The sequence below is a fragment of the Xenorhabdus sp. NBAII XenSa04 genome (genome assembly GCF_963866145.1).
GTDB classification, from domain to species: Bacteria; Pseudomonadota; Gammaproteobacteria; order Enterobacterales; family Enterobacteriaceae; genus Xenorhabdus; species Xenorhabdus indica.
This window is the reverse complement of sequence record NZ_CAWMEB010000048.1, coordinates 1-26,935: the sequence shown is the minus strand read 5'-3', so window position 1 is coordinate 26,935 and position 26,935 is coordinate 1. Positions and strand designations below refer to the sequence as shown.

The following is a 26,935-nucleotide window of genomic DNA, read 5'->3' as shown; positions in this document are numbered from 1 at the left end:
AGTCCAGTTGGAGGAGCCAACTTCAATTCACCCTCGTTTTGTTACTTCTATTTTTCCTTTTTTGATACGATTAATTTCCTCTGAATACCCTAACTTATATAAAATTAAAGACTTAATTCTGCAAAAATGTAGAGTTTTATCATTTAATAATAGCTATTTAACTATTTTCTCTTTATCATCTTCCTCCGGCTTAAGGAATGCTGAATCAGCATCCGTCATTTTTCATCTATATTCTGGAGCCGGTTCCATGACTACTGAATCTTCTACTATTAAAATCCGCCGCCCTGACGACTGGCATGTTCATTTTCGCGATGGTGATATATTGAAAATCATTGTCCCCCATACCAGCCGCTTTTTTGGCCGAGCTATTGTCATGCCCAACCTTGTTCCTCCTGTAATAGATATTGCCAGCGCCAGAGCCTATAAAGAGAGGATCATGGCAGCCATTCCGTCAGGGCATTCATTCGAACCACTGATGACATGCTATCTTACGGATTCAACAGATAGCTCACAAATCGAAATCGGTTATAAAGAAGGCATTTTCACAGCCTGTAAACTCTACCCCGCAAATGCAACAACTAATTCCAGCCATGGTGTTTCTGACGTACAAAAGATCTATCCTTTATTGGAAATGATGGAAAAGTTGGGCATACCTCTATTAATTCATGGTGAAGTTACCGCAGCTCATATTGATATTTTTGATAGGGAAGCCCGCTTCATCGAACAAGTGATGGAACCCTTACGTAAACAGTTTCCTGATCTGAAAGTTGTTTTTGAGCATATTACGACTAAAGAAGCTGCCGAGTACGTTCTTGAAGGCAACGATAAATTAGGAGCGACACTAACACCACAACACTTGATGTTTAACCGTAATCATATGTTGGTCGGGGGTATCCGCCCTCATCTCTATTGCCTGCCTGTATTAAAACGTAATATTCATCAAGAAGCGTTACGTTCAGCCATCGCCAGTGGTTGTGACCGTTTCTTCTTGGGAACAGACTCCGCTCCTCATTTGTTGCATCGTAAAGAATCTTCCTGTGGTTGTGCGGGTGTCTTCAATGCGCCTACTGCCTTGGCTGCCTACGCCACTGTTTTTGAAGAAATGGATGCAATGCATCACTTTGAAGCATTCTGCTCTCTAAATGGCCCGAAATTTTATGATTTACCCGTTAATGAAGGAGTTATTGAGCTTATACGCAAGCCTACACCAGTTACCGAATATATCGAACAGGCTGGTGAAAAACTGATTCCATTCCTGGCTGGAGAAGATGCAGGATGGGAAGTAACAGTAGTTCATTCTTAAGCAAGTTTAAATCACAAAAGTTTTAGTTTCTTATTATCAGATAAAATGACCAATATCTGGTTTCTACAACTGGTTGTAGTATTAGATTGATAAAAAGGTTTATACTGCAACTGCTCATCCTTAGATGAGCTTCATTGCTCTTAGTCAATTATATCAATCAAGATGCTGTAGTCTGATTAGGAGGTTATATGGGACAAAAAAATGAAATAATCCAAACCCATCCAGTTGTAGGTTGGGACATCAGTATCGTGGATGCCTACGACGCCATGATGATTCGTCTTCATTACTTATCCTCCCAAGATCAAGCCACAGATAATGTGAGTATTGACAAAACATTGTGGTTGACAACAGGGGTTGCAAAACAACTGATCCTAATCTTGCAGGCTGGAATCGAGAAGATTGAATCATCGGAATACACTCAACTTGACTATACGAAACATTAACAACAAACTTGAAGTTTCAAACACAACTGGACACTCAATACACTGAGTGTCCAACATGAGTATCAAAACAAATTTCAGCCGATAAAATCATTCATATAGTTTATTATTCTGTACAATACTGTATCATACAGCTATGTTCGTTCGCTTGATTTTAAAATATCAAGCAGCATAATTCATTTAATGATAACCGCTATAGAACAAGGATGTTCAAATTAATGAAATTATTAATCATTGATGAGTGTCATTATACACGTCTTGGGATCATTGAATCTCTAAAAGAAAATACAGATATCCTTTCAACAGAAGCTCATTCAATTCAGGAAGCGATAAATATTCTGTCGATATTTTCGCCTGATATTGTTCTGATGAACCTGACACATTATGGTCATCATAGTTCATATTGTGAACAAATGAAGTTATTGATTTCATTAGTTCGTGCTACCCGTATATATATCTATCTTGATAAACCATACCCATGGATAGAAAATCATATCCAATTGACTAATAAAGATTTTATCTTACCAAAAAGGAACCTGTGCTTGTTGTTAGCACGGCTAAAAGAGTTGGCATCACATGATATTCAACGTTATTTTGCCAATTTCAATATAAAAAGTTCTATTTTTAGTCAACAAGAGAACAGGATCATCTATTATTGGATGCTGGAAATAGATACCTATAAAATTGCCAAATTACTAAATATAAGTAGCAGTACCGTTTATTCACATAAACGGCATATCATAGAAAAAATAGGAGTAACCAACAAAATAGAGCTACTTTTCGTTTATAATATTTTTAAATATATCTGCTAACACTACAAAAATAACTAAATTGGCGTAATAATTTAAGTATTATTACGCCAATCTTTGTATCTGCTTGAGAGAAGATACTTAAGATAAATTTACTACTTATTGGATTGCAATGAGGTAATATTTAGACCATCATTCAACCGATAACGAGATTTATTAAAAATCTTAGCCCCATTTTCTCTTCCTGCCCTGCGAGCACGTTGCTCATCTTCAGGAAGTGACATTTCTTCCCGACAAACATCGCTACAACATCCCTCAAACTGTTCTGCACAGGATGGACATTGAATGAATAGCAAATGGCATCCATCATTTTTACAGTTAGTGTGGCTATCACAAATTGCACCACACTGATGACAATGGGCGATAACGTCTTCAGAAATACGCTCTCCCATACGCTCATCAAAAACAAAATTTTTGCCAATAAAGCGAACAGGTAAGCCTTGCTCTTTCGCTTTGCGGGCATACTCAATAACGCCACCTTCTACATGGTAAACGTTGTTAAAACCATTGTGGAGCATGTAGGCACTCGCTTTTTCACAACGGATGCCGCCAGTACAATACATAACGATATTTTTATCTTTATCATCTTTCAACATTTCTACTGCCATCGGCAATTGTTCACGAAATGTATCTGATGGGATCTCAATTGCGTTTTCAAAATGCCCAACTTCATATTCATAGTGGTTACGCATATCGACAAACACAGTATTAGGATCATCCAGCATTTGGTTGACCTGAGCGGCTTTCAGGTATTCACCCGTTTTTGACGGATTAAAAGTTTCATCGTCAATACCGTCGGCAACAATGCGTTCACGTACTTTCATACGTAATACCCAAAATGACTTGCCATCATCTTCCAGCGCAATATTGAGTCGCAGGTTATACAAAGCAGGATCAGTTGCATCCAATAATGTTTTCAGAGCATCAACATTTTTGGAAGGTATGCTGATTTGCGCATTGATACCCTCTTTGGCAATATAAACTCGCCCAAAGACTGATAATTCAGTAAATTTTTGATACAAGCTATCGCGAAAGACCTGTGGTTCAGAAATAGTAAAATACTTATAAAAAGAAATAGTTGTACGTGGCTCTACTTCAGCCAGCATGCGCTCTTTCAGCTCTTTATTAGAAATACGGTTATGTAACACTGGCATGGTGTTCAAAATACCCTTGTAGTTTGTTGATATTTATACATTTATGTCTGTCTGTGTTCACAGAGTGTCTACACTAGATCATTATCGACAATTTTAACCAGAAACCCCACACGCTACACTTGAGGTTTTTTATTCCCTGCAATATTACTTTTTTCTGTGACCCAGATCTATCAATCCCTGTCCTGAATCAGCTTAATCCCCCGAACTAGCTTACTTACCACAGTATTACTTTGAGCAATTTCTACCGGAATAAAACAATTATTTGAATATGATACTGAGGAATATCATAATCGTACCCTAACACAGCACAGCCAGGGCATGGGGGAAGCTTCTCGTTGTTATTAGTTGAGTTGATTAGTCATTTAGTGCCCCGGTATTTCGATATTCTACTAAAAAGTGTCACAATACCCCCTGTATTACTCTTAAGACCTTATAAAATAGTTTTTTTATAGTTAGATTATTATCTTTAATACACTGAAAACACATGATACAAGCACCCTCTTTTCGTTGTTCACTTTTACATCCCCGGTACTGGCTGACGTGGCTAGGTATCGGCATACTCTATCTGCTGGTCTTACTTCCTTACCCTGTAATTTACTGGCTAGGAACCCGGCTTGGTCGGTTATCACAACGTTTTTTAAAAAAACGGGCCAAAATCGCTGAACGCAATCTGGCTCTCTGTTTCCCTAATATGCCACCGGAGGAACGGAATAAATGGCTGGTCAAAAACTTTGAATCTGTTGGTATGGGGTTATTTGAAACCGGTATGGCTTGGTTCTGGCCTGACTGGAGAATTAAACGCTGGTTCAAAATTACAGGACGAGAGAACATCCAAAAAGTGCAAGCCACAGGTCAGGGGATCATCGTAATTGGGATCCATTTTCTGACACTGGAGCTGGGAGCCCGTATTTTTGGTATGCTCAATCCCGGCATCGGGGTTTATCGCCCGAACGATAATCCGGTTATCGATTGGTTACAAACCTGGGGGCGTTTACGTTCCAACAAATACATGTTGGACAGAAAAGATGTCAAGGGCATGATCCGTTGCCTGAAAAATGGTGAAATCGTTTGGTACGCACCAGATCATGATTATGGTCCACGTAAAAGTGTATTCGCCCCGTTATTTGCTGTTGAACATGCCGCAACAACAACCGGAACTTCAATTCTGGTTAGATTATCCAATCCCGCTTTATTACCTTTCACACCACGCAGATTACCTGATGGAAAAGGTTATGAGCTGATTATTCAACCTGCTGTAGAAAATTTTCCTGAAAAAGATGAAGTCGAAGCAGCAACCTTTATGAATAAAGTGATCGAGCGGGAAATTATGCAAGCTCCGGAGCAATACATGTGGTTGCACCGCCGTTTTAAAACACGTCCTAAAGACATGCCGTCTTTATATAGTGATAATGTCCATTAGTCAGTCATCATTAGAAAACTCTAAGGCAGCCATTTTTTACGTGGCTGCCTGAGTTCTGGCAAATGAAAGTTATCGATTAAATCATAAAATAACCATCACTATCTCCCACAAGCATCGGAGATCTCCATCTCGGAATAGAGATTACCTCGTTCTTTCTCCAATTTCTGTCTGGTTTCACGATAACATTTGCGTCGGACTGAACGGTGGGTCATTTCATTGAAAAAATGCCTTTCCTTTATTTGGTAAGAAAATCCCAGTTTTTGGGATCCGACAGACACTTTGTATTGGGGGGGCAATCCGTTCATAAGATACCTTTCTTTGGTATAATCCCAGTCGGAAGGAAGCCCAGTATACGTTTTTGAATCGTGTCTTTTGGTGTATTCCTTCAGCTCTTCTTCTCGTTTCTCAGCCAAGGCATTGTCTTGTGCTAACTTATTAATGTTCCAATAATTGGTGCCCAGTTCTTCCCTTTTTTTCAGATATTCTCCTGAAGGTTTGTTATCAGCGGGTATATCACTTTTGTAGCTGAAATCGTACGCTGATGCCTGAGAACAGCCAATTACCGTAATAAAAAACAGGCTGTGGATCCCTTTTATTTTCATAAATCCCCTAGTGTAACTATTGCAAGTATTATTATTTAATAATCATTACCACCTTAGATCAACTACCAGTAATGGGTAGTTCCAAAGTCAAAACAAATACCCCTTTACAAACAATAGCAATTTCAACATGCTAGGTCACATTTTTTTAAAACAAGGTGATTTTCTGATGCGTTCATACCCTATTTATCATGTCGATGCTTTTACAGAAAAAAACTTCTCTGGTAATCCCGCTGCTGTTGTCTTACTGGACGAATGGTTATCAGATGAAACATTGACTGCCATTGCTGCTGAGATCAATCTCTCAGAAACTGCTTTTTTAGTTGGTGATCACCTACGCTGGTTTACTCCCAGAGTGGAAGTCAATTTATGTGGGCATGCAACACTGGCGACAGCTTTTGTGCTCGTTGAACAACATTCTTATCAAAATAATCCAATTACATTCAAAACCCGTTCTGGAGAACTTCATGTCACCCATCAGGATGGCGTTTTTACATTAGACTTTCCTGCCGCTGGTTACCAAGAAGAGAAAACACTTCTTCCCATCATGCAAGAGGCTGTAGGGCAAGAGATCAACGAGGTATTGGCTTCCCATGATCGTTATATCTGTGTACTGGATTCTGCCGATAAAGTTCTTCATGCCCAACCACACTTTGATAAAATAGCCGCCCTTCCGCTGCCGGGGCTTGCCATTACTGCTTCTGGCGATTCATCTACCGACTTTGTTTCGCGCTATTTTGCTCCAGCAAAAGGCATTAATGAAGACCCTGTCACAGGTTCAGCTCATTGTGTTCTGGCACCTTTCTGGGGAACAAGGCTCAATAAGTCGGTACTTCGTGCCCGTCAGTTATCAGAAAGGGGTGGCGATATATTGTGCGAAATACAAGGAAAACGTGTTTATCTGACAGGAAAAGCAAAATTATTTTCTTATGGGAAAATAATGTATTAAATCAATAAATTTCTTGCTTTGAAAAGTCGTAGCTCAAAAGTATTCAAGTACTAAGGAAAGATATGATGCAACTATATATGTTTTATCTCGGTGGAAACGCTGGAAAATCCAATATCGAAGTTCATGATGTCCAGTTTGTTGCAGTGAATAAGATTGAAGAAGCATACCCTGTATTACGTGATGTCTGGTTTGGTGATAAAGATAAACTTCATCTGGATGGTTATATGCCTGTCACATGGGCCGACGGTTATGACTGCCTGCTTTTGGGACAAATCAGCGGCTACCATGTTCATCTGACTGAAAACCCTCACGGTCAGCCAGATAAACCAGAATGGCAAGGATACCGCCCTATCGGAATCTGATGAAAAATAGTCAGCAAAACAATTCAGTTTCTGCTGACTATCAATCAGAACATACAACTGCCTGAAGTCGCTAATTTTACGTTCAATTATCGACCAACAAATCTGAATTAATTTCTGCAATGGACTTTGCTCCCGTCAATGTCATTGCAACCCGTATTTCTTTTTCAATCAGATCCAATAAATTAGAAACTCCTGCTTCTCCGGCTGCTGCCAATGCATAAGCAAAAGCACGCCCCAATAAAACGCTATCAGCCCCCAATGCGATCATTCGTACTACATCCAACCCGGTACGAATACCGGAGTCAGTCAGAATAGTGAGGTCATTTTTGACAGCATCGGCAATAGCTGGTAAAGCTCTGGCGGTTGAAAGAACACCATCCAACTGGCGCCCTCCGTGATTAGAAACCACAATACCATCCGCACCAAAACGGACAGCATCCTTAGCATCGTCAGGATCGAGGATACCTTTAATAATCATTGGCCCTTTCCAGCAATCGCGGATCCACTCTAAATCTTTCCACGATATGGATGGATCAAAATTGCTTCCCAACCAACCAATATAATCCCCCAATTTGGTGGGTACACCACGATATTTAGATATGTTACCGAGATCATGGGGCTTACCCATCAAGCCAACACTCCATGCCCACTGTGGATGCGTTATCGCCTGCAAAAAACGCCGTAAAGAAGCATTCGGGCCACTCATACCTGAATGTGCATCACGATAACGAGCACCAGGTACAGGCATATCAACAGTAAATACCAGATTTTTAACGCCGGCCGCCTCTGCTCTTTCCAGGACATTACGCATAAAACCACGATCTTTCAGTACATAAAGCTGAAACCATATTGGACGTTCAATTGCAGAAGCAACTTCTTCAATCGGACATATTGACACCGTCGATAATGTAAATGGAATACCCTTTTTAGCAGCAGCCCGTGCAGCCTGTACTTCCCCCCGACGAGCGTACATCCCACTTAATCCAACAGGAGCTAATGCCACTGGCATTGTCATTTTTTCCCCAAATAAACAGGTTTCCAGATTCAATTCAGACATGTCTTTTAGTACACGCTGACGCAGTTCAATGTGAGATAAATCTTCGGTATTGCGTTTAAGGGTATGCTCCGCATAAGCTCCCCCGTCAATATAGTGGAACAGGAAAGAGGGTAATTTAGCCTGTGCAGCAGCCCGATAATCAGTTGAAGCGGAAATAATCATGTCTGTACCTCTACCCAAAATGGAGTGGACGGCAATAGTATTGTTCTGGTTAATCATATTGCCCATGACTAATACATCAAACAACGCAATAAGAAGCTTAAAAATACATAAACTTGTTTCACAAAACATTTGTTTTATTTGCTGATAATTCAGGTGAGACAGTAAAGGGATAATGAGCTAAAGAGAGATATAGTGAGCGAATATCGCCCACTATGCTAAAAACATGACCAAGATTGAGTTCTTAGTATTTATCCTGATACGATAGTTTTCAGTACATCATAAACAGGAAGCAAACGGGTAAAACCGTCTCTATCAAGAAAATGGCCTGCATTTTCAATATTAATGATTTCAGTTTGTAACGAATTGGCAAGGGCGTAGGATGATTGAGGAGAAACAATTTCATCATTGGAAGAGATGATGGAAATACGGTGTTTTGTCACTTCGCGCAAGAGGGCATAATTCAATGGTTGGAAAGTGAAACTTACTAACTCTGGCAAGGTACACTGCATGGAATCAAATCCTGAAACCAAAATATACCCACCAATTTGATCGGTTGTGGAGCATATTGCCTCTAAGTACCGAAGTAAAGTCACACAACCAAGACTGTGGCCAATAAAAATTGTGTTACCGTCTGCTTTGGGGATTACCTCAGTCAATTTTTCGGCCCACGCTTCAGGTTTAGGTGATAACGAATCGGGCATTTCTGGCAAAATCACTTCTGCACCTTGTTTAGTCAGCACTTCATTTAACCAGGGAAACCAGTGTGATGAAGGTGAAGCGGTATAACCATGAACAATGATAACTTTCTTACCCAAAAACCGAACAGGACCCCTTACTGTTATCTGTGTCATTTATCTTATCCTATTTTTTTAATCTTTCACGCACAGTCATCAGAGAAAAACCTAATAAATTCAAACCATTCCATGTTAATGGATTATAAATATTAGAATTGTCCTCTGCCATTCCAATACCCCAAATCTGATCAACAGGGCTGGCTTCTACCAATACTTTATCGCCTGTCTGCAATAAAAAATTTTCCATTGATGGGTTTTGAGAAAATTTTGCCAAATTTCCTTCAACCACAATTTGTAACCGATGTTCCTCCCAAATAGATTGCTTAAACCCTCGTATTTGACGCCATAAGCTTTCGCGGCTCCAGGAGTTTTCGCATTAATAATCTTTTCCAATGCATCAAAATCATTAAATAAGCGTGCTTTTCCAGCCATCATATAGTGTTCTGCACTGATATATTTGACACCATCTACAATAAATTGCGCGGGATACCACTGACTTAAGCAAGATTTTGTGACAAAACCAGAATTTTTAGTTTTATGCCCCCAGAAAAAAAGATATTTAATATTTTTTTCTGACTGATAAAGCTTACATAAAGTTTTTATATCCATATTAGTTATCCACAGCCCATCAATAAATTACATTTATAGCCAATAAATATAATACAAAAACTTTTTATATTTATCGATATAAATTACGCAATATCTTAATATAGGACAATAATACTAAAAATAACAAGTCATAAAAACACTAAGTAAGAAACTCATTTTTAAATACTCTATTCATTACTGACATGACAAATCACTTAGCACCTAACTTTCTCCCTATAACAAATACTGCTGCTAACCCAATTAAATCAATTGTAATTAGTGTTCCTGCAAACACCATTTCACCTCTGAGTGCAAAAAACGTAGCGATAATCAAAATAAACATTGCAATAGAAAAACCCATCCATTGCCCTCTTCTCTCCTTTTTTATCATGCCATCCAGTGCCAGTTTTTGATTATCATACTGAAATTTTTGCTCTTTTTCTCTGAACGATAATATTCTCTCTGTACTACCAGAAAGAATCGACTCATAGTCCTTCAAAACATCAGGAGGAGGAAGAGGCCCCAAACAATCAGAACCAATTTGATTTTTTACATCTTGTTCATTGTCCAAAACTCTTTGGTAATCATTTGCGGGCATAATATCTAAAATACTCCCCATTGCACTAATATAATGACGAAAGTGATACTCCATATTTTCTCCGAGATAATATACACAAAATGTATAAGAATAAAATCAATGAAATAATTAAAGTTAATCAGTAATTAATACTGCCCAATTCCCCTAATGTTCTTTTTCTTCGCTATACAATCTATTTCTGACTGGGAAATGGCCGACACTCTTCCGCTTTATAACTACCATCCTCCTGACGAATCAAAAATATTTTACGACCAGCCCGTAATGCCTTACTGATAGCCGTTTGATGAACACCAACCAAACTTGCTGTTTTGGCTTGTCCATTCTGTTTCACATATTCTGATAATGGTATTTTTTCCATATTTTCCTCCTGTATTTCTCAAATAATATCCAAAGTATTAAATATTTCAATACTTTTAGTATTTATCATTTCAATAGCATTGGTATTAAAATGCGTGCATGAAAAAGAAACTTACAACAGAACAACTCGCAGATGCCAAGCGTTTAAAAGACATATATGAGTCAAAGAAAAAGCAATTAGGCATCTCTCAGGAAAAATTCGCGGACGAGCTTGGCAAAAGCCAGGGAGCTATTTCACACTATCTTAATGGCACAAATGCCCTTAATTTGGAGATAGCTGCCGATTTTGCCAACAGATTAGGGGTTACAATTAATGATTTCAGTCCATCACTAGACAAACAAGCAAGGAAACTGCTGACCGCAGTCTATGGCGATAATATGACTTTGGTTGACAATGTAACCTGTTACAGGCAATACCCGTTACTCAACTGGGCTAATGCTGGAAATTGGTGTGAAGAACCTATATCGCTATACCATAGAAATAATATTAAACAATACGACACTTCTGTTGAATGTTCATACCGTGCTTTTTGGCTGGAAGTCAAAGATGATTCAATGAATTCACCAAATGGCTTGAGCATACCGCAAGGAATGATTATTTTGGTTGATCCGGAGATAAAACCCATCACCAATAATTTGGTTGTTGCAAAGCTTGAAGGAGAAAAGGAACTGACTTTCAAGCAATTGATTACGGAAGGGTATGATGCTTATCTTAAGCCTCTGAATCCCCAATATAATATGATACCGCTCAGTGATAAAATTCATATTCTGGGTGTCGTTGTAGAGGCCAAAGTAGCTCGGTTGCCATAAAAAACCACCAGCCAGCGAATCGCTACACCTTTTATGATATTTCTTAGGGGCTGGCTGGATAATTTATAATTCTTTAAGTGACCGCCTAAACGGTCACATTTAATACAATGGCAATGACACAAAACTGTAAAACACGCTGTCAAAAATGTCTTTCAACGATCTATAGATTTTTTACCCTCTTTTATTCGTTTTTTTAATTCCTGGGCGTACTCATCCAAATTCCGCAAATCACATTTTGTTTTTTTTATATACATTTCAGCTTCACCCTTGCTATACCCTTGCAATTCACTAATTATTTTAAAAGGGGTATTTTCTATTTTTTGCATTATCTCTTCTATTCCTTTTTCTGAATACTTAGGACACCCATAATACCAATATTTTTCATTAGCCATAACTGGTAAAGATGGAAATAGCAACACTATAAAAAAAAATAAATGACGATATTTCATATTACTACCTTATTTTAAATTAATCAAACTTACCCCCTGTCTCTTCAGATTGTTCTATTTGCTATATTGAGCTTGAATAGAGCTCAATCAAAACATAAAGTGAACATATACTTGAGATAGGACATTAATAAATATAGCTGGCTTCTCAAAAAACGTAGAAAAACTAAGAGTGAATATAGTAACGTGATGGATGCCCCTTTTCTCACAGGTGTAAACAATCATAAAAAATCATATCTAACTCATCACTGATGTATTAATGTATAATAGTAAAAATACTTTCAATGATTATTAAATCCATACTAAATAATATATCTCTCTGACAAATAAATACTTTTGCTTTTAGCTAAGGATAAAAAACATGAAAGATGACATTTTATATGACCCTATTGCCCATCTTTACGAGAGTTTTTCAAATACTGCTGCCCATATCAAAGTAAAAATCAGAACCATTTTTAATCTGGCAGGAGATATACAAGGGAAATCAGTGTTAGATTTAGCCTGTGGATATGGTCTCTTTAGTCGAGAATACAAGAATCGTGGTGCTTCAAAAGTCATTGGGGTCGATATATCAGATAACATGATAGCAATTGCGAAAAGCAAATCACAACAATACGGTGACAATATCGAATTTCATGTAAGAGATGTCTGCAAGATGGAATCATTTGGTAAATTTGACATAGTTAATGCAGCCTGGTTATTTTGCCATGCAGAATCTATTGAAGACCTTGAAACGATGTTCCGTGTTGTTGCCACTCATCTCAAGCCTTCCGGTAAATTGATTGCTTATACCGTTGAACCCGATTATCGATTAGAAAAAGGGAATTATGAAAATTATTGTATAAAAATTCTGAGTGAAGAGCCCGTGAAAGATACAACTCTACTGAGATGTGAATTTCTTACCACACCACCTAGCCCTTGTACGGCATATCGTTGGAGTCGTGAACAATATCAAACCGCGATCCAAAAGGCAGGGTTCAAACAATTTATATGGCAAAAACCCATGTTGTCAAAAAGCGATATTGATAATTATCCCCCAGGTTTTTGGGATGATTATCAACGAAATTGCCTTGATACAGCTCTTGTCTGTCAGTTTTAATAAGATAATCCCCCGTGATCCGGGGGGTTACCTTTAAATCTATTATAGACACCTACTCTCTCCTGCAGTCCACTATTTCCCTGCTGGTGCTTTGGCAAAACATTGGTAATCTAATCTTTCTGATCAATTTCAAACCATTATTGACTATGAATCCGGATTAATATCCGATAGCTATATATTGTGCTGGTGCATATGACCAGTGTCCAGCCGAGTCGTGGACAACAATTAAAAACTCTTCTTTTGATCTAATTTCAACAGAGATACCTTGACCCCACGCATCTTTAACATAACTACCGGTTACAACAAAGCACTTGTTTTTAAATGGAATTGGAAATCTTCGCAGGTCCGTTGAATTTATTCCACCGCTTACCACTCCCCATTGAATAATTAGTCCACCAGGGAGCTTCTGATAGCCAGATTCATCAAGTTTTGATTCAAAACTGTTCATATCCGGTATCTGGTTTGGATTATTTCCTACAGTTCTATAAACCAATTCTGATAAACCAAGATTCCTCACAAATTCTGCTTTATCAGGAATATCTGCCCCATTCCGCTTTTTTTCCAAACAGAGATTGGAATTATTTTTGAGAGCATTTTGATTGGCGGTATTGGCTAAATCATATGCCGCTTTCACTGCCTTTGATGTTGCCGCAGTCATTTCACTATCACTATCGACCTCATTACTTAGAATAACAAACCCTCTGTCTGTCAATGTTGCGTAAGGATGATTACGGCTCCGGGCGTGTTCTTCGATTGCGTTTTGCACATATTCGCGAGTCGGCACAATTACGAAATTATTTTCTAATGTTTTGATTTCAGGGTTTTTATCTGGAGTACTCATATTTATTTCCTCATGTATTAACAACGTAGACTACTGATTAAGCCAAAGAAGTTTATTGCAATACCTTTGGCAATATAAGACGGTGGGAGACTTCTCCGCCTGTGAATATCAATAAAACCGATTCATTAATACTGGAAAGTACTGCTTGACTAAATTCCATTGATTAATATTTTGTGAGTTGCATGTTTTGACGACAGGATGGCATAAAATCATAAATAGGGAATCAATAGAATTTATATGATGACTGATAAAGCTGGTGTGATAAAGATGAGTTTTTCATCTTTAATTGATATTTTTTATTTAAGCCTGATAATTGAATAAAATAAGAGGACATTGAGTTTATTTCATTATTGTTGGGATTATAGCAGTGCCTTATTTCCGATTATCCATCAATATATTCATTGAATCATCAAAAATAATTACTCATAAACTGGACTTGCAACTGAGAATCGAACTATGCAATTATTATATTGATTTTAAAATAAAATATTAATTATAAAAATAAAGCTATATACGCATTAAACTTCAAGTTGCAATCTACAACACTATATGAAACTTGATTTCTCCCCGCTTCGCGGGGAGAAATCATACGCATCTTGAAGTTAGATTGGTATACACATAAAAATTTAGTGAGTAAAAATGGACAATTTAATAAAATAAATCAATAAGTTAAAAGACGAAAAGGAAGCGTCTTTACCAAATTTTATCACCAATGGGAATGGATTTTGTTGATGTCCGATCATCCATTTTGTGTCACCCTAACCCAAGAAACACTCTCCAGTATTGATGAACCAGCTTATTGATGTTCACAGGCGGAGAAGTCTCCCACCGCCTTCATAAAGTTATAAAAACATAATTGGAGGTAATACTATGTACGATTGGTCTGGAACTGTTCCCGGCAAACTGGCGCAAGGTCAACCGACAGGGCTTGTGCTCCAAAAAGGAGATGTAATATCTATCATTGCTTCAGGATGGGTGAAATTTGCCAATGACAACCGTCCGAATCCGTGGTCTGCACCTCAAGGAAGTCCTCCTAATCGTCCAGGTGGTGCTTTAATTGCAAAAATTGGCGATAAGACCTATGAAATTGGCAATGGTGTACTCCACAGGACAGTTCCCACAGATGGTGAATTAATTCTTTTATTTTTTGATCCCCATTATGAAGATAATTCCGGTGACTTTTATGTCAACGTTAAAATAGAGTCACGTTATTCTCCTCTCGAAGAAAGGAAATAAATAATCTCAATACCTAACCCGCAGCTTTCTGCGGGTTTATTATATAAGCCATCCATCAATAACAATATATTAATACAACATCAACAAAAATAATCTTTTTTATTGCTTTAACCAATCCATCAGAGCCCACCTCCCTACTATCTCCTAATTTCATGCGACGGCTGAGGTTTTTGGGGTAACTTTCTTTTCTACTATAGACCGAATGGTATGGCTTAATACAGCCGGCTCATGTTCAAAATCATTCAGAGGGACATGATAAACTTGAGCAATAGCAGACAGACCTTTTAGTAGATGGCTGGCAGAGTTATCAAAGGGTTTTTCGGTAACTAATACGATAGGACGTTTTAAGGCGGAAGCCCAACCCAACTCAATATGAGTACCATCCGTTCTTATTAGTTGTTTCTGTTGTGAGCAGACAGGTAAAATGGCAACAAAAATGTCGCATTGTTCCATCCATTGGCGATCCCGCTGAGAAACTTCCTCTGGAGTAAATAAGTGTGTTGTTCCGCCAAATTGCTCTGTACGATGAGCTGAAAAAACTTCTGCACCTAGTGATTCCAGATGGTGAATAGCAGATTTAATGTGAACTTGTAAATTATTGTCTAACACCCTTAATTTCAATGCGTGTTGAATAGGACCACCAACAAATACTTTAACATCAGAAAATATCATAGACATAGGGTCGCCTCTTACCGAAATAAGCTTTCATATTTATGCATAGATGATAATAAATTATTTATAAAGATATCAAATAATTATGTTTTGAATGAATTATATTTTTCATTGCTGTATTATCTTTAAATTATAGTTTTACATTGCCGATTTCCACTGGGCATCCTATTTTCAATATAATCGGCAATGATATCATCTGAATCGTTTTGGAAAATATTATGATAAGAATGAGTGTTGCTTTTCTCTTTTTCAAGAAATTGATTTATCTTATTCATGGCACGTTTTCTTTCTGTAGGGTTATTGATAAATAAGTTATTACATTTTTTAATTAATGCTAATCCATCTTTCTCTGGTAGGTATGGGGGAATATCAGGGTAACCATATTCCGGTTGCCATAAGAAACCGTACTCATCACTATAATAGTTTTGCAGATACACATCTAATTGTAATTGTTGACTATAGTTTTGTGGCGGTAAGAAAAAAACATCTTTATTGAGAGAGATACATTCATAAAATGTTGTTAAACCCGGATTGGCTAATATCTTACGAGCACGGTGTAATTTTTGCAAAAAATCATGCCTGGCAAAACAGCCAATATGAATATGGGGATGCGTTTTGGCAAACATTTCTGCCAGATTTGTGATAGTCTTCCCCCCGCCTGCAATAGTAATATTAGTTTCATTTTGCATACAGGGAATAGATAATAACTCTTCGAGAAAATGATAATAAAAGTTTGTTGTATCGGCATAGACTGTATCAATGCCACCAAGAGTAATTAATATACCTTCTGGAGGATGGTCATCCACCATGCATTGTTGCAGAGAACTGTGAAGAATGGGTGGAATAACTTGATAATTACCCAGCTTATCATGAAATCGTTCAATGTTGTGTTCTATTCCATGAAAATCCTGAATAAATGTTTTTTCAGTTTTGTGCAGATCGACATGAAGATTATTCCACATCCAAAATAGTGTGTCGATATAGATAATTGGTATATTAAACTTTGAGATAAAATCAATCGAGTTAATGTTGGTGTTAATGATATACAAACTTGCACCTGAAATAAGTTCAGAATAGCTTGAAAGCGCTGTAACCGAAGTGGTATCACATTCATAAATTGCATCAAAAAGACCAGACTTTTCACCTAATTGAGAAGAGGTAAGTGTGCCTAATAAAATAAATTGGATGTCCGGTATTAATTTATTTCGACGCTTTAATTTCTCCACCACATTTAATGTGGTGGAGATTGGGCCAAAACAGAATGGCTCTGCGTCAAAAATAATATATGGAGTTTTTTTAAACATATTGCTATCTCACAAAGGAATATTTACATTTTCTATATCAAATTGTTTTGTATAAGGACAATATAAAAAAGTACTGCCATGGAGATTATTAAGATGCAATCGTCCAGAAAGATTGAGATCATTTGTCATTAAATGGGCTAAGAAAATATTGTGCAAATTTTGATGGGAGATAATAATCCGCATAGAAGACATTGAGAGTTCATCGCCAATTTGCGTAATAAAACGATAAATTCTATCAGCCGCGTCCATTACCTGTTCTGAATCTTTGAAAGGTGAATCGAGGGGGGTATGCAGTAACCGATAAGCATAATCTTCACCATAGCGATGCGGAATATCAGCCAGTTTCATGCCAATAAGCTCTTCTGGAAAAAATTCACAAAGTGCATCAGTTTCTTGTATTGAACAAGATTGATATGCTGAGCTGAGTGCTTTGGCTGTTTCAAGTGCCCGACGTTGAGGTGAGGTATAAATATTTTGCCAAGGAAGTTTCCCCAATATTCGTCTGCCAATGTCTTCAGCCTGTTTGATTGACGTGGCATCAAGGGCGATCAAATTATCTTCAGGGCAGTAATCTAAATGATCAAGCGGGATAATTTGCCCATGTCTGATCCATAGTATCTTTAGGGGGGTTATAGGGCCATTGTAGTGTATGCGTCCATCTACTTGATGGCTTGCAAGCCCATGAGATTGCCAAAAAAAGTTGGCATTTTTGCCTGCATCTGTCTCCAGATGGACATGTGTAGCACCGTGGCGACGTCCCCATTGCAACATGGCATGCCATAATCCATAACCCAGTTTCTGGCGTTGGTATTCATCCCTGATATAAAATTCAGCAATATTCAGGGTCACTTTTTCTTCCCGTTCAAGATACACATTGGCTAATCCCGCCAATTGCCCGGCCTTTAGCAACAAAAACAGCCCTCTGTCACCTTGTAGGATGCGTTGTTCAAGGATAGTATGGTTTTCCTTTGCAATAGCCTCTTCTGACTGATCCCCAAAGACTTCTGGCCAATGGCGTTGAAAATATTCGCCATAAAGATGAAGAAATGAATTCCACAAGGGAGATTGAGGCGTAACTTGTTTGAGTTCTAACATTTTACTGACTCCATTCAACTCTCGGTAAACTAAACATCAACATAACTTTCTCACACCATTGATGGTAATTTAAGCTGCAATGCCCTTTTTCTTGTCGAGGATTAGCAAGTAACGGCTGAACTAGTCCCTGATGTTTAAGTAATGTTTGCAGGGAGGGAGAACATTTCTCCCAATTTAATACCGTACGATAGGGGCTTGATTGGTAAGAAGCATACAGTGAGACATTGTGAACCTCATCTTCAATAAAGTGAGATTGTAGATGCTCTCTCAATGCCACGAATTTTTCTTCGGCTGCGGTATAAAAGGTAGTAAAAATATTTCTGACAGAAGAGGGAATATGCTCTTTGTTTGTTAGGCGAAGGCGTAATGCTCCACCGGTACGGATAAGTTTATTGCCGTTAAAAGAATAATAAGCGGCATGAACATGCAGGAGCTCCTGTAAACAATCCTTTCTTCCATATCCCTGAGAAAGATCGAGAAATACATGGATATTGTGGTTGTTTTGAATCCTTCGCAAAAATTCCATACATCCTGGATCGATATAACCTAAAGGATGGGCGAGAAGCATGGCACAGGGTTGTGGAAGAGGGCTTAGCATTTCCATCACAGCCTGGAAATCCGCTTGCAAAATCATGCTGGCTTGCTTTGGCGGTAAAACAGGATAGAAGAGTGGCTGCCAATTGGCTGCGTAAACGGATTCAACCATGCTTTGACATATCCACTCTGGCATCAGGCAATAACCTTGAGCCGCCACGGCTTGTAGATCTGCGCGGAAAAAGCCTCGTACTGAACAGCCATAGCTCATGATATTGTCCAAAGACATGATATCTTGCTGAGATTGTATACCTTGCAAAGATAGTCGATTGTGGTGAGATATCATGGCGTTGTCCTGAGATGAAGACGCACAATATATTCATTGGCTAACTGGTCATAGAATTCATTTTCTCTGCCCCATAGATCAAGTTGAAGGCCAGTATAAGGGCAATAGAGCGTTTCCAGATGACTAATCAGGCAATGGATTCCCATCAATTTTTCTCTACCCTGATAACTACAACCCCATTTAGCGGCATACCATTGACCTGCACCGTTGTTTATCATCAAAGACCAAGCTCCAGGCGTACCGTTATCGTCATAAGTGACTGCCAGATGATATTGGTTACTTTTGGATAACAGTCCAGGAAGATATTGGAGGTCTTCACGATTCAGGCTGCGCATATCACTCTGTTGAATGATTTTCCAGCCTTTCGCATCTACATACAGCGCATCTTGCCACAATTGTTCAGTTTGAGCCGAAGTACTGTAACGTGTGGTGGTATAGTAAGAGTGTGCCTTCTTAAGGCTGCGTTTTAATCGTGTTGAGTGCTGGATCAAAAAATTAGCCACCCTTGTCTTAGGAGGTATGTTGACAATGGGAGCTGACCATTTGCTTTCTGCATAACATCGTAAACCGTGTCGTTGCGCTAAATCACACAGGTAGGAATAAACGCGGGATTTTTCGTTCAAATACTTAAATAAAACAGGTTGCTGCTTTAAAAAAGAGAGCAATTCTTTTTCTTCTTGAGGCGTAAAAGTGAAATCGAAAAAAGTATTGCTTTGCCACTGTTGCTGGCCTTCTTGCCAAACCAGATCAACATGTTCAAAACGTCTGAATTCAGGGTAACGCAATGCTGTACCTAAACGCCATAAATGAGATGTGGTTGGATTGGTAAAAAGGGCAATTGGTGCAGATTGTTGCATAATTGCTTGGCTTATCAGAGCCACAATACTGTCTGGAGAATATTTCGCGCTATCAAGCAACGTTTCATGCGGGATATTGTTATCCCATAAACGATCCTGGGCGACTTCTCTGATACGGGAATCGGGTAAACGATCTTCTATCGCTCGCTCCTGATTACGGGTAATCAGCGTTGGTTCCTGCGCAACGAGCCGATAATACAGAATTCGAACACCTTTTCGCGCCAATAGGGAATGGATAGCATCAATTTCTTCAGGATAAATAAATACGCCATCCAGAATGATCAAGTCACTACCTGCATCAAGACAATCATCAGCAACCTTTAACAACCGCAAAGTATCTTCCATGATGATTTTTTGCGTAAGGTATGTTCTTGGTTCAACAAAATGATGAAAAGTATCCCAGGGTAAATAGGAGACGGTTAGCCCCTGCGCCAGCATGGCATCTTTCAGACAGTTGCACGCTGTGGATTTACCACTTGCCGGTGTTCCCCTAATGACAACAACAGTTTTATGCTTCATTGCCTAATACCTTTAATTGCCAGCCTCGCATGATATCTACAATAGAATGCAGGTTAAAGACGGTTTGATAGTAATCGTCATGACCAATTTTAGCGGCACGATGCATAATCTGTTTTGCGGTGAGGCGTAACTCGATTTTATGATTGCTATTACCCAAACACATTTCCTTTCCTTGTGTATTTGGTGCCGGGGTATAAAGCAATATATTGCAATTCTGCCCAGTCGCATGATAGTAAATCTGGATTGCTTTTTGTTGCGTGGTATTTTCCACAAACAGTGCTTGTTCTGGAGGAATTTCAAGCACTGTACTGAGGAATTCGGGTGTATAGAGGGTAATGTTGCGGTAATACACATCCAACATCATCTGTTCTTCATCTGTTCCCTGCGGATAAGTAGCATCCGGTTTTTTGGCGTAGAGACCATATAGCATTGAAGTTGGTAACACCGTTTTGATATCGGGAACCAACAGATCAATATGCTGTCGGATCTTATCTTCGCAGGTATCCACCCAATAGATTGGGGGTAAAGGGATGCCAAGCTGCTCCAAAGTATAAACAATGCCGGCTTCTAACCACTCTCTCATTGTTTTGTGGTTAGCTTGTTGCGGATCAAAATGTAACAAGTCGGCCATCATGATTGCTTCATGAGATTGAAAATAGAGATAAACAGAAGCATTGTGCTGTGAAGCGATAATTGTTGGCAGCACAGAATCGATCAAATCTTGTAGTGAAAGCCGGGCAGGCACACCTTTTGCGTAACAGATGCAAGAGCCTCCCAATACATATTGGACAGGCTGGTTATTTCCGTTGATCTGAGTGAAAAAGTTATTGTCTAACATCATGACACGTTTCCTTCCATAGCCCACTGTAAGACATTTCCGTAAATCGCATCATCAATAGGTACAGGCAGGCAAATACGGTCACTGACGATGACTTTGTGTTTCTCTAATGCGGATACAGAGAGTGGACTTTCTTGCAGAGACCAAGGGAAACGGTCAGAGTAGGGAGAAAGCTGATTTTTGATAATCGGGTGGTTAGCCAGATCCCAGGCTTGCCAATCATATAACAGTGTTGAATTGAAGCGATCTTTGGGCAATTTGCTGCGTTTTAACCAGACAGAAACGGGCATCGTCCCCTTCGGGCGTGGGGTGATCCAATCTGCGGGTAAATGTTTCAGGATTTCTTGATAACGCTCTATTAATAAGGCGCGGAACAGTTCGATATTTTCCAGTTGGTTAATCAGCAATGCAGCTTGTATTTCATTGAATTTATTATTGTCACCAAAACCAATACTATGACTCCAATCTGGGTAACCCTCTGCTGTACGCTCAGCACCGTGGTCAGTCATCATGCAGGCATTGATGAACAAAGAATTATTTTTGGCAATGAGTAAACCCCCTTCACCGCTACTGATTAATTTATTGGCCTGAAAACTGAAAGCGCCATATTCGCCAAATGTGCCCACAGGCTGATTTTGATATTTCACCCCCATAGCTTGTGCACAGTCTTCAATCAGATACACATTATGTTGTTGGCAAATTTGGGCGATTTCAGCAATTGAAGCAGCAGTACCTTCCAGGTGAACGGCAATGACTGCCAGAGGTTTGGTATCCATTTGATTTAACGTCTTGTTTAATGCCTCTGGACACATCATGCCATTGTCATCAACATCAACGAGAACAGGGATTAATCCACAACTGAGCGCGGCATTGGCAGTAGCGATAAATGAGATGGAAGGAATAAGAACCCATTGCCCTATTTTGGGCCTGAGTCCAAGCAAAGCAGCTTTGAGCGCGACAGTACCATTTGTCAGTAGAATGGCAAATTGGGTATGCAGAATATTTTGTAACAACCTTTCTGCCTGACGGCAATATTGGCTCTCTGTCGCATATCTAAACACCGCTTTATTATCAAGAACAGTTTGTAAGCGGAATTGTATATTATCAGCAATCTTGGTATTACCGAGGTAAGGTCTAAGATATGACATATTATAATCCTAATAATCAATATTTTTATTAATATCACCTGTGCCAATGATGAACCGGAGCAGATACTTTATTCATTTGAATTATTAAATAAACAGCTATTGCAACCAGTAAAAGTATAGAGAAACCGACCACAGGTAAAAAAGATTGTGTGGAGTCAGGAGCAATGGATACGATGATTGCAGCGATTGGGAATGAAAAATTCATTGTGATCTGATATAAAGAAAACAGACGACCTTGTTGCATTTCTAATCCCTTTTGATAAATGGTCTTGGTAATTAAGACATTGAAATAAATTATTGCAATATTATAGAGTAAATAGAAAAAGGATTTTGCATAAAACATGTTTAGCTGAAAAAACAGAATACCAAATATAAACATACCAATAAATATTAAAATGGGGTAACGTTGGATACGGTTATCAACGCTGGTTTTATTGAGTAATGTTGTACAGAAAATGGGGATCAGGGCACTGAGTAAATAGAACAGGGTGACCAATCCATAACTTTCATTTGCCAGACTTTCCATCACAACAACAGGAAGTGCCACCATCAAAAACGCATTGGCAAGAATTGTAAAAACAACAGTAATAGCAAATGTCTTATAATAGCTCTGTTGAAATACAGAACGTAACCCAATGGATAACTGAGATTTATGCTCTGCTGTCCGTTTTATTTGCATTTTTATCATAAGATAGCAGATATAAAAATAAGGTAACAGAGAGAATAATTTGATAGTCACAATCGTATCTATTCCTTGAGTAATTCCCAGTAGAGCGCCAAATCCAGGGCCAAGAGCTGAAATAAGCGATGTTGCAATAACAATATAGAGCGAGACATTCAAATGTTTACCACCCTGTTGCTCTATCCAGTCATTAAGTTCATGCCAGGCAACACGTGACCATGGAATTTCATAGGCAAAAAGAAACTCCAGTAATGAAATAAATAAAAGCAACATAACAGGGGAGAATGCTATTCCGCTTAGTAATAATATTAATAATAACAATGTACTAAAAATTTCAATCAATAATATAACAATACGAAATTTCCAGATGTCTGATGAATAGTCAATTTTATATCCCCATAACAAAGCGCCAATGGATGTAAATAAAAATATGACTCCCATATTGGCATAATAGTATGTCATTGGCGTATTCTCAGATAATAATATATAGGGATATCCGACGGCAAGAACACTTGAGCCAACGCCATTAATAAATAAAGAAAAAAGAAACAGATATCTTATCATTGTATTAATCTTGTTTTATGGTTGTATAATTGAATTTATTATTATAATTGTTTAAATATTTCATGCATTCATGTTCATTTTTGGCAGAGCAAATCACATATCCCATTTTTTCAGTGTAATGGGTGCTGGAAAAATAACTGCCAATCTTGGCATTTTGCTCCCATTCAATCACATGCTCATCAATAATTTCTTCTATAGGCGTTATGGATTTTACTTCTCCAATCGGTGGGTTAAAAATGATCATACCAATGCAATTAAGCTCATCGTTCTTCATGGAAAAAGAGGGCTCTTTGCAAGCCGAAGCAGGGGAAATTAATGCATTAATAAAGACATCAAAAGCATGCTTACCATAGGCCTTCGCATGAAGCTCGAATAGCCTGAGCCCTGGTGGGCGTGATGCGGTTTCACAAAGTATGAGATTATCGGTATTTTCTTCGATGAAAATTTCAGTATGAGTGAAACCGTATTCGAGATTGAATGCCTGCAATACCCGTCGATTAAATTCAAACAGCCTATGGCTATCTGGGGAGCCTGGCAGCATGGTATGCCACATAAAATGGCTAGGTTTGGTTTGATCGGAAGGGAGTAATGAACAGGCATAAACTCCAATGCTTTGATAGATAATCTTATGCTGGAATACTGCTGTATCAACATGCAGTAACCTGCCCTGGATTTTTTCTTCCACTAGATACTCTTCAGGTGTATCAAGTCCCTGTAATGCATAAAATAAAGAAGTGCGGTCTGAATGCTCGGTCACCCCCATTGATCCCCAAAATGAACGGGGCTTTATAATAAAACCAACCTGGTTGCCTTTGTGTTTGGCAGAATTCTCAACGGATTCAGTAAAGCGCTCGAAATGCTCAGGTGAGCTTAGCATCTCTGATGCCAGAGTGAATTTGGGACAAAACAGCCCATGTTCATTGGCAGTCTTCCGCATTATCCATTTATCTCTAAATGATTGGGCGACATCAATGATGTGGTTATCTTGGTTAATATGGGTTGCGATGGAGGCCATTAATTCAACATGAAGCTCAGAAAAAGCGATAAAGTAATTGATGTGAATTGGTGCTCTGATAATTGATAGTGTGCCTTTGACCTGTTTCAGTGCTGTTGTTATTTTTTTACAGGCGTGGTTAGCTAACGGATCATCAACCACCAAATATGCCAATGCTAAAGAGAAATCCGTTGAATCCAGCCACTTTTTCTTGATCAATAGAATAAGATTTAAATTATATTGATAGCAGAGTTGAACAAAGCGCTCACTATCTTTGATATCTGGCATACAGAAAATAGTCGGCTTCCCGCGATGAAAACTAGCCTGATTATTGATATGTATTTCTAGAGACATAGTTTTACCTTAATCTATTGGCAGGATCACAGCCTTTAATACAGTTACAAGTGATTACGGGATACATTTTTTTACGGAAGAGTGAGAATTTATCACCATGCCAAATATCGTGTAATGAACTTTCCAAAACATTCCCCATAATATATTGCTCAGGGTTTGGTCGATACATCGTGGTATCGCAAGGATAGACATTTCCTGTTACAGCATCGATAAATAGTGTTGTCAATGGAATGGCACATGCTTTTTTGCCAGACGCATTATAATGTCCCATTTCAGCGCGGCAATAATCCTCCTCATTGCGGCCGAAAATTTCATAATTGGCATCCATAAATAAATGGCGTGAAATCTGTTTGCTTTCCAATAGAGTATTTATTTTCTGCATAAATAACTTAATTTGAGCACTATTTAAAAACAGTAAAGGATAATCTTTAATCGGAATAAGATTAACACCATCAACGCTCAGTTCGGCCATTTTAAGCAGAAACTTATCGATAGTATCGTAATTTAATGAAGTAACGACATGATTGACGATAATAATAGAACCTGGTATTTCCTGCTTAATATATTCCATGGCATCATAAAGATTGTTTGTTAACCAACGAATGCCTCGTGACTCGCCATTTTTTTCAGGTTCTACATGGTCAATTGAGATATAAAATTTTCTGACAAGATGGCTCTTGTTTTGTACACGATTGAAAATCTTTTTTGATAAAGCAGTTCCATTGGTTGTAATAGAGATCGGTGTATTTTTATTACAATCCAAAATAGCCAGAAAATCTTTTGATAAGAAAGCTTCTCCTCCATGAATATTTACTTCCTGTGGAGAGAGAGCCTCTAACTCTTGCCAGAGTCTAATCATGTCTATTTGTTTGTGTGCATCAATCTGAGCGGTTTGCCATACATCGCAAAATTCGCAACGCGCATTGCAAATATTATTTATGCGTATAAATGCATAGTTAAGTTTAGGCATGGCAAAAAGCTTTTCCGGATCCAGGCCAATAGGGTATTTAGCTATGGCAATTAGCTCTTCCATATGATTTTCCACTTGTTTATAAATTCAAAAGTGATAATAATCACTATTAATAATATGAAAAATAAATATAATTGGTTGTTGTTTTTTACAGGTTTGAGACTCTACAGAATTTTCTTATATAATCAATATCAAAAACAAATGCTTATGATATTAATATTAGCAAATATCAATTTTTATTGAAAACTGATGAAATATTTATTTATATTATTTATTTGATGGTGGTTTTTTAATAGTGTTTATTAAATCATTGGGGAAACAATCATTTATATCAAATAATCAAAGCCCATTCTCATTTAAGGTTGTACCATGTTTACGCAATGCAGCAATAATGTCGACTTGATGCCAGTCATTTTTAACGTTGTTATTCATTCCTGCTATCCCTTCCATTAACTAATATTGATGGTGGTAATCCAGACAGAGTTCACAGTACCGGTAACGTCCAACCGACGAGGCCAAAGCCTCCCCTCCCTGCCTGAACCACTATTGAAAGGGTGATAGCAAGCACACTGGTAGAAATTTCCTACCAATGTGGACGTTAATTCAAGGCTGCTAAACCCTGACCACTAGATTTTGCTAATGGCGAGAGTGAAATTTAACTTATTGTTTTATATGAATGAATAACTGGACGACTAAGTTTAACGATTATAAACCCAGTCGACATAACGGCCAATATTCCGAATACGGTCATGGTAGGTTTTATGGCTACCGCCAATCTGCCGGGCAGAAAACTTTAATTCTTCAATCAACTCATTGGCTTTCTCTATTTAATACCTGACAACATGCAATCTCTGGCGCGCGACAGTTCAGACAAAACAAAAAATGTCTGCCTTGCCCTTGATCGATATCTGTGCGCCAGAGTGAACGCAAGTTGAGGTATTGCGGGGTATCGGTTGAGTACGCGGTACTGCCGCCTGTATGAACAGGTCATCCCCACCGGCTAAAAGCCAGCCTCGATATCGTCAAGTTCTCCT

General features: G+C 38.4%; 28 protein-coding genes and 2 pseudogenes. 9 read left to right on the top strand and 21 right to left on the bottom strand.

Going from position 1 to position 26,935, the window contains the following annotated elements:
• Positions 1-247: 247 nt before the first annotated feature.
• From pyrC to AAC147_RS02400, 3 genes are all read left to right on the top strand, one after another.
• Positions 248-1,303, top strand: coding sequence for a dihydroorotase (pyrC, locus tag AAC147_RS02410; RefSeq protein WP_047685378.1), 1,056 nt, complete (start codon positions 248-250; stop codon positions 1,301-1,303).
• A gap of 188 nt (positions 1,304-1,491) precedes the next feature.
• A complete protein-coding gene (bssS, locus tag AAC147_RS02405; RefSeq protein WP_047685375.1) occupies positions 1,492-1,746 on the top strand; it encodes a biofilm formation regulator BssS in 255 nt (84 codons plus the stop codon).
• A gap of 215 nt (positions 1,747-1,961) precedes the next feature.
• On the top strand, positions 1,962-2,555 hold the full coding sequence (locus AAC147_RS02400) for a response regulator transcription factor (protein ID WP_047685372.1): 594 nt from the start codon (positions 1,962-1,964) through the stop codon (positions 2,553-2,555).
• Between the two features lie 92 nt (positions 2,556-2,647).
• Here AAC147_RS02400 and trhO read toward each other — a convergent pair whose 3' ends face one another.
• A complete protein-coding gene (gene trhO / locus AAC147_RS02395) occupies positions 2,648-3,706 on the bottom strand; it encodes an oxygen-dependent tRNA uridine(34) hydroxylase TrhO (protein WP_047685369.1) in 1,059 nt (352 codons plus the stop codon).
• A gap of 484 nt (positions 3,707-4,190) precedes the next feature.
• Between trhO and AAC147_RS02390 the strand changes: the two genes are divergently transcribed.
• The gene (locus AAC147_RS02390; RefSeq protein WP_047685366.1) at positions 4,191-5,126 is read left to right on the top strand and encodes a Kdo(2)-lipid IV(A) acyltransferase; all 936 of its coding nucleotides are present in this window, start codon (positions 4,191-4,193) and stop codon (positions 5,124-5,126) included.
• Between the two features lie 98 nt (positions 5,127-5,224).
• On the opposite strand, the gene AAC147_RS02385 is transcribed toward AAC147_RS02390, so the two are convergent.
• Positions 5,225-5,728: a hypothetical protein gene (locus tag AAC147_RS02385; protein ID WP_047685363.1), complete on the bottom strand. Its 504-nt coding sequence runs from the start codon at positions 5,726-5,728 to the stop codon at positions 5,225-5,227.
• 166 nt (positions 5,729-5,894) lie between these two features.
• Between AAC147_RS02385 and AAC147_RS02380 the strand changes: the two genes are divergently transcribed.
• Positions 5,895-6,674: a PhzF family phenazine biosynthesis protein gene (locus AAC147_RS02380; protein WP_047685360.1), complete on the top strand. Its 780-nt coding sequence runs from the start codon at positions 5,895-5,897 to the stop codon at positions 6,672-6,674.
• Between the two features lie 65 nt (positions 6,675-6,739).
• Complete coding sequence (locus tag AAC147_RS02375) at positions 6,740-7,036, top strand: DUF1543 domain-containing protein (protein ID WP_197056420.1); 297 nt, start codon at positions 6,740-6,742, stop codon at positions 7,034-7,036.
• 82 nt (positions 7,037-7,118) lie between these two features.
• Here the strand turns inward: AAC147_RS02375 and lldD are convergent, their stop codons facing one another.
• The 5 genes and pseudogenes from lldD to AAC147_RS02350 all read right to left on the bottom strand — a co-directional run bounded on the left by lldD (position 7,119) and on the right by AAC147_RS02350 (position 10,593).
• Positions 7,119-8,255, bottom strand: a complete 1,137-nt coding sequence (gene lldD, locus AAC147_RS02370) for an FMN-dependent L-lactate dehydrogenase LldD (RefSeq protein ID WP_047685398.1) — start codon at positions 8,253-8,255, stop codon at positions 7,119-7,121.
• Positions 8,256-8,503: 248 nt separating this feature from the next.
• On the bottom strand, positions 8,504-9,106 hold the full coding sequence (locus AAC147_RS02365; RefSeq protein ID WP_052189770.1) for an RBBP9/YdeN family alpha/beta hydrolase: 603 nt from the start codon (positions 9,104-9,106) through the stop codon (positions 8,504-8,506).
• Positions 9,107-9,116: 10 nt separating this feature from the next.
• Positions 9,117-9,658, bottom strand: a pseudogene (locus AAC147_RS02360) (NADAR family protein).
• Positions 9,659-9,848: 190 nt separating this feature from the next.
• Positions 9,849-10,289, bottom strand: coding sequence for a DUF2335 domain-containing protein (locus AAC147_RS02355; protein ID WP_047685353.1), 441 nt, complete (start codon positions 10,287-10,289; stop codon positions 9,849-9,851).
• A gap of 118 nt (positions 10,290-10,407) precedes the next feature.
• Positions 10,408-10,593: a Cro/CI family transcriptional regulator gene (locus AAC147_RS02350; RefSeq protein ID WP_047685350.1), complete on the bottom strand. Its 186-nt coding sequence runs from the start codon at positions 10,591-10,593 to the stop codon at positions 10,408-10,410.
• Between the two features lie 98 nt (positions 10,594-10,691).
• Between AAC147_RS02350 and AAC147_RS02345 the strand changes: the two genes are divergently transcribed.
• A complete protein-coding gene (locus tag AAC147_RS02345; protein ID WP_047685348.1) occupies positions 10,692-11,402 on the top strand; it encodes a LexA family protein in 711 nt (236 codons plus the stop codon).
• A gap of 152 nt (positions 11,403-11,554) precedes the next feature.
• On the opposite strand, the gene AAC147_RS02340 is transcribed toward AAC147_RS02345, so the two are convergent.
• Positions 11,555-11,851, bottom strand: a complete 297-nt coding sequence (locus tag AAC147_RS02340; RefSeq protein ID WP_047685345.1) for a hypothetical protein — start codon at positions 11,849-11,851, stop codon at positions 11,555-11,557.
• Between the two features lie 358 nt (positions 11,852-12,209).
• On the opposite strand from AAC147_RS02340, the gene AAC147_RS02335 reads away from it, so the two are divergent.
• Positions 12,210-12,947, top strand: a complete 738-nt coding sequence (locus tag AAC147_RS02335; protein ID WP_047685342.1) for a class I SAM-dependent DNA methyltransferase — start codon at positions 12,210-12,212, stop codon at positions 12,945-12,947.
• A 157-nt stretch (positions 12,948-13,104) separates the two neighbouring features.
• On the opposite strand, the gene AAC147_RS02330 is transcribed toward AAC147_RS02335, so the two are convergent.
• Positions 13,105-13,788 (bottom strand): gp53-like domain-containing protein, encoded by a 684-nt coding sequence (locus tag AAC147_RS02330; RefSeq protein WP_052189768.1) that lies wholly within the window; start codon positions 13,786-13,788, stop codon positions 13,105-13,107.
• Positions 13,789-14,658: 870 nt separating this feature from the next.
• Here AAC147_RS02330 and AAC147_RS02325 point away from each other — a divergent pair.
• On the top strand, positions 14,659-15,024 hold the full coding sequence (locus AAC147_RS02325) for a LecA/PA-IL family lectin (RefSeq protein ID WP_047685339.1): 366 nt from the start codon (positions 14,659-14,661) through the stop codon (positions 15,022-15,024).
• Positions 15,025-15,174: 150 nt separating this feature from the next.
• Here AAC147_RS02325 and AAC147_RS02320 read toward each other — a convergent pair whose 3' ends face one another.
• From AAC147_RS02320 to AAC147_RS02265, 12 genes and pseudogenes are all read right to left on the bottom strand, one after another.
• Positions 15,175-15,702: a nucleoside 2-deoxyribosyltransferase gene (locus AAC147_RS02320; protein ID WP_231571568.1), complete on the bottom strand. Its 528-nt coding sequence runs from the start codon at positions 15,700-15,702 to the stop codon at positions 15,175-15,177.
• A gap of 119 nt (positions 15,703-15,821) precedes the next feature.
• Positions 15,822-17,000: a hypothetical protein gene (locus tag AAC147_RS02315; protein WP_047685336.1), complete on the bottom strand. Its 1,179-nt coding sequence runs from the start codon at positions 16,998-17,000 to the stop codon at positions 15,822-15,824.
• A 9-nt stretch (positions 17,001-17,009) separates the two neighbouring features.
• Complete coding sequence (locus AAC147_RS02310; protein ID WP_052189767.1) at positions 17,010-18,095, bottom strand: GNAT family N-acetyltransferase; 1,086 nt, start codon at positions 18,093-18,095, stop codon at positions 17,010-17,012.
• 1 nt (position 18,096) lies between these two features.
• Positions 18,097-18,918 carry a hypothetical protein gene (locus tag AAC147_RS02305; RefSeq protein WP_156115423.1) on the bottom strand — a complete coding sequence of 274 codons (822 nt, stop codon included), beginning with the start codon at positions 18,916-18,918 and terminating at the stop codon, positions 18,097-18,099.
• Between the two features lie 53 nt (positions 18,919-18,971).
• Positions 18,972-20,351, bottom strand: a complete 1,380-nt coding sequence (locus tag AAC147_RS02300; protein ID WP_047685330.1) for an AAA family ATPase — start codon at positions 20,349-20,351, stop codon at positions 18,972-18,974.
• Complete coding sequence (locus AAC147_RS02295) at positions 20,341-21,192, bottom strand: hypothetical protein (RefSeq protein ID WP_047685327.1); 852 nt, start codon at positions 21,190-21,192, stop codon at positions 20,341-20,343. The genes AAC147_RS02300 and AAC147_RS02295 overlap by 11 nt, the downstream gene beginning before the upstream one ends.
• On the bottom strand, positions 21,189-22,337 hold the full coding sequence (locus tag AAC147_RS02290) for a DegT/DnrJ/EryC1/StrS family aminotransferase (RefSeq protein ID WP_047685324.1): 1,149 nt from the start codon (positions 22,335-22,337) through the stop codon (positions 21,189-21,191). The genes AAC147_RS02295 and AAC147_RS02290 overlap by 4 nt, the downstream gene beginning before the upstream one ends.
• Positions 22,338-22,371: 34 nt before the next feature.
• Positions 22,372-23,481, bottom strand: a complete 1,110-nt coding sequence (locus tag AAC147_RS02285) for a hypothetical protein (protein ID WP_156115422.1) — start codon at positions 23,479-23,481, stop codon at positions 22,372-22,374.
• 106 nt (positions 23,482-23,587) lie between these two features.
• On the bottom strand, positions 23,588-24,931 hold the full coding sequence (locus AAC147_RS02280) for an ATP-grasp domain-containing protein (RefSeq protein WP_047685318.1): 1,344 nt from the start codon (positions 24,929-24,931) through the stop codon (positions 23,588-23,590).
• A 4-nt stretch (positions 24,932-24,935) separates the two neighbouring features.
• Complete coding sequence (locus AAC147_RS02275; protein ID WP_047685315.1) at positions 24,936-25,964, bottom strand: radical SAM protein; 1,029 nt, start codon at positions 25,962-25,964, stop codon at positions 24,936-24,938.
• 279 nt (positions 25,965-26,243) lie between these two features.
• Positions 26,244-26,333: pseudogene (locus tag AAC147_RS02270) on the bottom strand (helix-turn-helix domain-containing protein); the annotation flags it as partial.
• Positions 26,334-26,599: 266 nt separating this feature from the next.
• A complete protein-coding gene (locus tag AAC147_RS02265; protein ID WP_231571565.1) occupies positions 26,600-26,710 on the bottom strand; it encodes a phage integrase N-terminal domain-containing protein in 111 nt (36 codons plus the stop codon).
• Between the last annotated feature and the right edge of the window lie 225 nt (positions 26,711-26,935).